General features: G+C 63.6%; 6 protein-coding genes. 5 read left to right on the top strand and 1 reads right to left on the bottom strand.

Going from position 1 to position 6,853, the window contains the following annotated elements; genetic code table 11:
• Nucleotides 1-92: 92 nt before the first annotated feature.
• Nucleotides 93-1,082 (bottom strand): ferritin-like domain-containing protein, encoded by a 990-nt coding sequence (locus tag F6X40_RS13155; RefSeq protein WP_187628160.1) that lies wholly within the window; start codon nt 1,080-1,082, stop codon nt 93-95.
• A 215-nt stretch (nt 1,083-1,297) separates the two neighbouring features.
• Between F6X40_RS13155 and F6X40_RS13150 the strand changes: the two genes are divergently transcribed.
• The 5 genes from F6X40_RS13150 to F6X40_RS13130 all read left to right on the top strand — a co-directional run bounded on the left by F6X40_RS13150 (nt 1,298) and on the right by F6X40_RS13130 (nt 6,822).
• Nucleotides 1,298-3,112, top strand: coding sequence for a S10 family serine carboxypeptidase-like protein (locus F6X40_RS13150; protein WP_187628159.1), 1,815 nt, complete (start codon nt 1,298-1,300; stop codon nt 3,110-3,112).
• 94 nt (nt 3,113-3,206) lie between these two features.
• Nucleotides 3,207-3,953, top strand: a complete 747-nt coding sequence (locus F6X40_RS13145; RefSeq protein WP_187628158.1) for a FadR/GntR family transcriptional regulator — start codon at nt 3,207-3,209, stop codon at nt 3,951-3,953.
• Nucleotides 3,954-4,107: 154 nt separating this feature from the next.
• Nucleotides 4,108-4,851 carry a (Fe-S)-binding protein gene (locus F6X40_RS13140; RefSeq protein WP_187628157.1) on the top strand — a complete coding sequence of 248 codons (744 nt, stop codon included), beginning with the start codon at nt 4,108-4,110 and terminating at the stop codon, nt 4,849-4,851.
• Nucleotides 4,848-6,251, top strand: coding sequence for a lactate utilization protein B (locus tag F6X40_RS13135; RefSeq protein ID WP_187628156.1), 1,404 nt, complete (start codon nt 4,848-4,850; stop codon nt 6,249-6,251). The genes F6X40_RS13140 and F6X40_RS13135 overlap by 4 nt, the downstream gene beginning before the upstream one ends.
• Nucleotides 6,238-6,822 (top strand): lactate utilization protein C, encoded by a 585-nt coding sequence (locus F6X40_RS13130; protein ID WP_187628155.1) that lies wholly within the window; start codon nt 6,238-6,240, stop codon nt 6,820-6,822. The genes F6X40_RS13135 and F6X40_RS13130 overlap by 14 nt, the downstream gene beginning before the upstream one ends.
• Nucleotides 6,823-6,853: the final 31 nt, after the last annotated feature.

Here is a 6,853-nt window from a genome sequence, read left to right as displayed (position 1 = left end):
GACCGAGAGGGCGGTGGGTTGTAGATTGCGACGATCCGGTCGGTGGTCACCACGGCCAGCCGAAGGTGGCTGGGCAGTGCGTTCGGCGCGGCTTACTTTTTCCTGCGCACCAATTTCAGGCCGAAGCGCACCAGCCGAGGCATCGTTTCGGGCCGCAACAACCGTGGGTCATACCCCGCGAATCGACGTTCGTTTTCCTGAAGACACAGTTGCATCAATTCGGGCACGCTGATATCGACATCCGTTACCGACTGCGCGCCGTTTACCGTGAAGTTGTTATCGTGCTCATGGACGTTGCCGTCAGCATCCATCGCACGTGCGAGGCCAATGCGCTCCCACACCAGAAACGCCCACACACCCGCCACCTTGAGCTCGAAGCGGATGCGCTGCCACCATGAAAGCTGCGCGCGATGCCACGCGACCCAGTTCGCGAAGAGCAGAATATGGCGGCACTCTTCCTGCATCACCGGCTCGAATGTCTCGGTCAGTGCCGGCGGGAACAGGCCCGAGCGCCGCGCCACCTCGAACAGGCCGAACGCGAAGAAGCTGTCGATACATTCGCTATAGCCGGTCACGAGGTAAGCCCGTTCCGTGTCTTTCGGATAGACGTACGACGGCTCGCTCGCGAGCGCGATGCCATACGCATGCACCATGCGCGACAGCACTTCCTTATGGCGGTTCTCTTCCCACGCGTTCAGCGCAAGTGCGTCGCGCAGCTCCGGGGTGTCGAGCGAGGCCGCGTAGGCGGCCATGCGCAGGCGCGCCCTGCCTTCGGTTTGCACGGCGATGTCCCAGATCGGCAGATCGACGATGCGCTTGAGCGTCGCGGCTTCGAGCTGCGGCCATGCGAGCACGGCCGGGCGATACGGATTGAAGGTCTCGCGAAACATGCGGCACATTTCCTGCCGGTGCACGTCGGAGCCGGGCGCCAGCGGGCCGCTGACGGTGCTAGTCCAGTGCCGCATCGCGTGGTCGGCGGCGTCGAGGGTCGAGGGGTCGGGCTGCTCGTGCGGCAGTTGCGGCGCGCGAAAGCCGGGGATCAGCGCGGCAGCGTCGAATGCATCCAGTACCAGTTGGTCCATTGGGTATCCTCGACAAGGCGACGAAGGCGCTGTCGATTCTGCCATGACTGCGCAGGTCTGCGCCACGTCGAGGAAAAAGCGCTTCGTAATGTTCGGCGTGCTGTGGCGCCGACCGTTGACGCCGCGCAAACTTGCGTCAAGAATCGAGCGCCGGGTGTGCTCCCGAACCCGGCTAGCTCGATTCCAGCGCGTTTCGACTCGTCGCGGAAAACTTCATGATCCATCGCTTCTCTTCTTCATTGCGCCGCTTGCTGACAGCCGGATTGCCGGCCGCCGCGCTGACGGTGACGCTCTCTGTCGCTGGTGTGGTGCCGTTCGGCGAACGGTGCATGGCAGCCGAACAGGCCGATGCGTCGAGCACCTCGGAAAGCACGGCAACGGGGGGAAGCACGGACGCCGCCGCATTCGCGCCGATCGCACCACGCCAGGGGCCGGAGGCGAACGCGTCGCCGGTCGGCGAATCGAGCGAGCCGCACGCGATGACGGCGCGCCCGAACGGCGAGCCGCGCAAGCGGACGGCTGCGCGTGGCGACACACAGCCTGCATCGAATGCACCGGACTCGGCCGACGCGACGGCAACGCCTCGCAACGACAGGGCTTCGACGCCCGCGATTCCCGTGCCGCCCGAAACCACCAGCGTCACCACGCATTCGCTTCGCCTGAACGGCCGCAAGCTCGACTACACGGCGAGCGCGGGCAATCTGTTGCTGCACGACAAGACCGGCGCGCCCAACGCGAGCGTGTTCTATGTCGCGTACACGGTGCCGAGCAGGACGCCTGCGACGCGTCCGATCACCTTTCTGTTCAACGGCGGCCCAGGCGCCGGCAGCGTATTCCTGATGATGGGCTCGGTCGGCCCGAAACGCGTGCGCACCGCGAGCCCCGCGAGCACGCCGCCCGCGCCGTACACGCTCGACGACAACCCCGACAGCCTGCTCGATACCAGCGACCTCGTGTTCATCGACGCGGTCGGCGCGGGCCTGTCGAGACCGGTCGGGCATGGCACGGGCAAGGACTTCTGGGGCGTCGATCAGGACGTCAGTGCGTTTGCGCAATTCATCGACCGTTATCTGACGATGAATCAGCGCTGGAATTCGCCGAAGTACCTGCTCGGCGAATCGTATGGCACCGCGCGCGCCGCGATGCTCGCTTATCGGTTGGGGCAGAACAATATCGCGCTGAACGGCGTGATCCTGCTGTCGTCGGTGCTCAATTCCGCGGCGTTCACGCCTGGCAACGATTTCAGGAGCGAGAGTTATCTGCCGAGTTTCGCGGCGATCGCGTGGTATCACGACAAGGTCACGCCGAAGCCCGCGAGCCTGCCGGCCTTTCTCGACGAAGCACGCGCGTTCGCCCGCGGACCCTATGCGCAGGCGCTCGAACAGGGCGATGCGCTGCCCGACGACCAGCGCGACGCGATCGCCGCGCGCATCGCGTACTTCACCGGATTGGACGTGGGGTTCGTGATGCGGAACCGTCTGCGTCTTTATCCGTCGCGTTTTCGAAACGAGTTGCTGCGCAACGAGTCGCGCAGCGTGGGCCGCTACGATGCGCGTTTCGAAGGCCTGAACTACGACGATGCATCGGAGGATCCGGACTTCGATGCGTCGGTGAGCAGCGTGTCGAATGCGTTCAATGCGGCGCTTCATCAGCATCTGTCGGACGACCTGCACTACACGCCAACCGACCGTTACCTGGTGTTCAGCGACGACGCGTTGAAGCAATGGGACTGGAAACATCGCGAATGGTGGGGCGAACGGCTGGAGCTGCCCTACGCGGGCGGCGATCTGGCCGAAGCGATGCGGCAGAATCCACAGTTGCGGGTGTTATCGCTGAACGGCTACTTCGATCTCGCCACGCCGTTCTATGCGACCGAATATGCGCTCGCGCATCTCGGCCTCGATCGGTCGCTGCGCGAGAACGTGCGCATCGCCTACTATCCGACCGGCCATATGGTGTATCTCGACGATGCCGCGTTGCACGCGATGAAGCGTGACCTCGTGAGCTTTTATACGGCGCAGCCGCGTTGAGATCGGCGAATCGTCGCACGGTGTCGAACGGTATAATTCCCCGCACCGTGGAGTAGCCGCGCGCTCTGTCAACCGGCTTCATCGTTCGCTGCTTATGCCATTCACCCCGATTCCGTCCTTCGCGCGCAAGCGCATTTCCGACGTGGTGTCCGACCAGATCAAGCAATTGATCTCGGAGGGCACGCTGATGCCCGGCGACCGTCTGCCGGCCGAGCGCGATCTCGCGGCGCAGCTCGGCGTGTCGCGACCATCGCTGCGCGAGGCGCTGATCCGGCTGGAGGCGGACGGTTACATCGAAACGTCGGGGCGCGGCGGTTTCACGGTGGTCGACGTGACCGCGCCCATCATCTCGAAGCCGCTTGCCGAACTGTTGCTGCAGAATCCGCGCACCAGCGCCGACATTCTGGAGTTGCGCCAGGGGCTCGAAGCGATTTCGACGGTCTATGCCGCGCAGCGCGCAACCGCCACCGATCTGAAGAAAATCCGCGCGGCGTTCGAGGCGTTGAAGGCCGCGTCGCTCTCGCGCGATCGCGCGAATCTCGCCGAACTCGATGCCGCGTTTCATCTCGCGATCGCCGACTCTACGCACAATGTCGCGCTGGCGCATGTGATGCACGGCATTCATGCGCTGATTCGCGAGGGCATGCGCCAGTATCATCGGTTGATCGATTACGACGACGCGATGGAGAAGCAGTTGATGAGCCAGCACCAGGCGATTTACGACGCGGTCGTCGCAGGCGATGCGCCCAAGGCACGCAAGGCCGCCGAGCGGCATCTGGCGTTCGTGCGAGAGATTTACAAGGACGATGCGACGAAGCCGTCGGCTGCGGTGATTTCCTGATTCCCTGATTTCAAGGCCCGCGCCGTCCGAATTGACACCGCCAACGGACTTTTTTATAGTCTTGGTCAGACCAACATGACCAAGACGGCCAGACAGGCCACACCGGTCACACCGGTCAACAGACATCGTTCCCGCCGCTTTTCCTGAAGAGCCTATGAAAGTCGCGCTGTTTATCCCGTGCTTTATCGACGCGTTCTATCCCGAGGTCGGTATCGCGACGCTCGAACTGCTCGAACGTTTCGGCATCGAGGTCGACTATCCGCAGCAGCAGACCTGCTGCGGCCAGCCGATGGCCAATAGCGGCGCGCATGCGGACGCCGCCGCCACGGAGCGACTATTCGCGCGCAACTTCGCGGGTTACGACTACATCGTCGGGCCGTCCGCGAGTTGCATTCATCACGTGCGCGAACATCTGACCGCGCTCGAGCAGACCGACGAAGTGAAGAAAGTACGCGCAGGCGCTTACGAACTGGTCGAGTTTCTGCACGACGTGATCGGCGCGCGCGAATTTCCGTGGGCCGAGTTTCCGCATCGTGTCGGTCTACACACCAGTTGCAGCGCGCTGCGTCATCTGAAGCAGGCGTCGGCGTCGGAAATCGCCGGCACGCCGTTTGCGAAGCCGCGCGCGTTGCTCGAAGGCGTGAAGGGCATCGAGTTCGTCAAGCCGGCGAGGCCCGACGAATGCTGCGGTTTTGGCGGCACGTTCTCGGTCACCGAAGAGGCGGTGTCGGTGCGCATGGGGCAGGACAAGGTGCGCGACCATCTGGATGCGGGCGCCGAGTACATCGTTTCGGGCGACATGTCGTGCCTGATGCACCAGCAGGGTTGCGCGGAACGCATGAAAGCCGACGCGCGCTTCATTCATATCGCGCAGGTTCTCAATGGAGCACGCGCATGAGCGGCGACCATCACCGCATCGATCACGCCAAAGCCGCGGGTTCTTTCATCAGCAAGACCGAGCATGTCGCGTTTCACGACAAGCGTCTGTGGGACCTGCGCGAGAAACGCGACGCGCAGGCGCACGGCATTGCCGAATGGGAAACGTTGCGCTCGCTGGCGTCGGGCATCAAGGAACACACGCTGTCGCATCTGGCCGACTACCTGGAGCAGTTCGCGGCGGCGGCCGAGGCCAATGGCGTGGTCGTGCATTGGGCAGCGAGCGCGGAAGAGCACAACGCGATCGTCCACAAGCTGATGTCCGGGCGCGGCATGACGACGCTCGTGAAGAGCAAGTCGATGCTGACCGACGAATGCCGGATGCGCGAGTATCTCGAACCGCGCGGCATTACCGTGATGGAAACGGACCTCGGCGAGCGCATCCAGCAGCTCGATCATCAGGACCCGAGCCATATGGTCGTGCCGGCCGTGCACAAGCTGCGCGCGGACGTGGCCGAGCTGTTCGGCCGGACCATCGGCACCGATCCGAGCAATAGCGATATCCACTATCTGGCCGAAAGCCAGCGCATGAATACGCGGCCGTATTTCGTGGGCGAGAAAACGGCAGGCATGACCGGCTGCAATTTCGCGGTGGCGGAAACGGGCACGGTCGTCGTCTGCACGAACGAAGGCAATGCCGATCTTTCGGCGAACGTGCCGCCGCTGCATATCGCATCGATCGGAATCGAGAAGCTGATACCGAAGGTGTCGGATCTCGGCGTGTTCGTGCGCATGCTGTCGCGCAGCGCATTGGGTTCGCCGATCACACAGTACACGTCGCATTTTCGTGCGCCGCGGCCGGGCACCGAGATGCATTTCATCCTCGTCGATCATGGCCGCTCCGAACGGCTCGCGATGGAGGACTTCTGGTACTCGCTCAAATGCATACGCTGCGGCGCGTGCATGAATACGTGTCCGGTCTATCGACGCAGCGGCGGCCTGTCGTATGGCGGCACCTATTCGGGGCCGATCGGTGCGATCATCAATCCGACGTTCGATCTGAAACGCTATAGCGCGTTGCCGTTCGCATCGACACTCAATGGCAGTTGCACGAATGTGTGTCCGGTGAAGATCAACATTCACGAGCAGATCTATAAATGGCGCGCGGTGATCGCCGAGCAGCACGAAGTGCCGTTCGTGAAGCAGGAGGTCCTGAAGATGGCGGGGCGTCTGCTATCGAGTCCGACCTTGTATCGCGCGACGGTGTCGTCGATGGGCAGCGCGTTGCGGCGGCTGCCGAATTTCGTGCTGTACAACCCTCTGAATATCTGGGGCCGGCAGCGCGAATTGCCGGAGGCGCCGAAGATGACTTTTCATGCCTGGTACAAAAAGAATCGCGGAGGCGGCGATGACAACGCGTGAGGCTTTTCTCGCCAAGGTGCGCGCCGCGCAACCGGCCGCGCGGCCGCGTCCCGACGTGCCGCTGTTCGAAGCGGTTGGCGGCGATCTGCGGGCGCGCTTCACGGCGGCGTTGCAAACGATGGGCGGCACTTGCGTCGAAGCGGCCAGCGCGAGCGACGTCAGCGATCTGATTCGCGAGCGTTTTGGCGCGACGGCATCGATCGCATCGGCGAGCGCCGAAGTGCCGGGCACGCGCGTGATCGGCGCGGATACGGCCCCCGCATCGCTGCAGGACGTCGACGTCGGTTTGGTCCGTGCGCGCTTTGGCGTCGCCGAAACCGGCTCGGTGTGGTTTAGCGAGCGCGAATATGTGGTCAATGCATTGGGCTACATCGTTCAGCATCTGGTCGTGCTGCTCGATCCGGCGCAATTGCTCGATGGACTGCAAGACGTCTATCGTCGCGACGATTTCCGCAGGGCGCGCTACGCGGCGCTCGTTACCGGCCCTTCGGCCACCGCCGATATCGAGGGCGTACTGATTCGCGGCGCGCAGGGCGTGCGCTCGCTGACGGTCGTGTGGCTCGCGGGCTGATGCGCGGCGGTCGCAGCGCCGGACTTTGCTA

Source organism: Paraburkholderia sp. UCT31, assembly GCF_014397655.1.
GTDB lineage: Bacteria > Pseudomonadota > Gammaproteobacteria > Burkholderiales > Burkholderiaceae > Paraburkholderia > Paraburkholderia tuberum.
Note: the sequence above shows the minus strand (reverse complement) of the source record. Positions and strands in the feature narration are given on the sequence as shown.

Coding starts and splice junctions, on each gene's coding strand:
- F6X40_RS13155 (WP_187628160.1), bottom strand. CDS start 1,082: ATGGACCAACTGGTACTGGATGCATTCGACGCTGCCGCGCTGATCCCC.
- F6X40_RS13145 (WP_187628158.1), top strand. CDS start 3,207: ATGCCATTCACCCCGATTCCGTCCTTCGCGCGCAAGCGCATTTCCGAC.
- F6X40_RS13140 (WP_187628157.1), top strand. CDS start 4,108: ATGAAAGTCGCGCTGTTTATCCCGTGCTTTATCGACGCGTTCTATCCC.
- F6X40_RS13150 (WP_187628159.1), top strand. CDS start 1,298: ATGATCCATCGCTTCTCTTCTTCATTGCGCCGCTTGCTGACAGCCGGA.
- F6X40_RS13135 (WP_187628156.1), top strand. CDS start 4,848: ATGAGCGGCGACCATCACCGCATCGATCACGCCAAAGCCGCGGGTTCT.
- F6X40_RS13130 (WP_187628155.1), top strand. CDS start 6,238: ATGACAACGCGTGAGGCTTTTCTCGCCAAGGTGCGCGCCGCGCAACCG.